We start from the raw sequence: 1,272 nt of genomic DNA, 5'->3' as shown, positions 1-1,272 counted from the left end.
GAGGGTGTCCAAAAACGGATTCCCTCTTTTTTGTTCAACAAAACACTGATTGTCAGTAAAATAGTTGTGGAATAATTTGGCTATATGCTTGATGTTTAGTATATTGAAGCATGAAAAACATAGCGTTTAAGGACTATTCTCAAGGCCAATCAGAACTTTTTCCCTCAAGGCTCGATGAATACATACCCGAGTCCTCTCCAGTTCGCCTAGTGAGTAAAATTGTTGATCAGCTAGACATATCAAGCATCACATCTGGCTACAAATCAGGAGGATGCAGGGGTTACCACCCTCGAATGATGATTAAAATACTGTTTTACAGCTACTTGAGCAATGTGTATTCTTGTCGAAAGATGGAAGCCGCGCTAACCGAAAGCATTCACTACATGTGGTTGTCGGGCAAGCAATTCCCTAAACACAGCTGCATCAATGAGTTCCGCAGCACCAGGCTGAAAGATCATATCAACTCATTATTCACGCAAGTTGTCTTCATGCTGGTTGAGCTAGGCTACGTTAGCCTTGATGTGCAATACGTTGACGGCACTAAGATAGAAAGCTCTGCCAACCGGTATACTTTTGTTTGGCGCAAGTCGGTTGAGCGCTATAAAGCCAATCTTGAGAAGAAGGTAAACGGCATCCTGGCCCAAATAGAGCAAGGAATACAGGATGACAACCAAGCAAAAGAGGATATACTTCCAGCTGTTGATTCAGCCACCTTACAAGAAAAGATAAGTGAGCTGAATAATCGCAATAAGGGTATCGATAAAGCGGAGAGGAAGCTGTTACATGAGCTAGAGAGTAAGCACCTGCCCAAGCTGCAAGAGTACGAACAGAAGCTCGAGGATATTGGCGACCACCGGAATTCATGCTCCAAAACGGATAAGGAAGCCACCTTCATGCGCATGAAGGAGGATCACATGAAGAATGGTCAGCTCAAGCCAGCATACAATATCCAAATCAGCACGGAGAATCAATTCATCACCAACTTCGCCCCATACCAAAACCCAACAGACACCAGGACTTTAATCCATTTCCTGGAAAGCTTTAAGGCTAAGTACAACAAGCAGTCCGAGGTTGTGGTTGCCGATGCCGGGTATGGCAGCGAAGAGAATTACGAGTACCTTGAAAATGAATCAGTAGAAGCATACGTTAAGTACAACTATTTTCACAAGGAGCAGAAGAAAGCATTCAAAGCTGATCCGCATAAGGTAGAGAATCTGTTTTACAATCAAGAGCATGATTTCTTCGTATGCCCCATGGGCCAGCATATGGATT

1 protein-coding gene is annotated in these 1,272 nt (G+C 43.7%); it reads left to right on the top strand.

Features of this window, described 5'->3' with window-relative positions; all coding sequences use genetic code 11:
• Positions 1–110: 110 nt before the first annotated feature.
• Positions 111–1,272: IS1182 family transposase (locus tag G8O23_RS17240; RefSeq protein WP_166367163.1), on the top strand; the 1,162-nt coding region annotated here is incomplete at its 3' end.

The organism is Perlabentimonas gracilis, assembly GCF_011174675.1.
Classification (GTDB): Bacteria; Bacteroidota; Bacteroidia; order Bacteroidales; family Tenuifilaceae; genus Perlabentimonas; species Perlabentimonas gracilis.
Note: the sequence above shows the minus strand (reverse complement) of the source record. Positions and strands in the feature narration are given on the sequence as shown.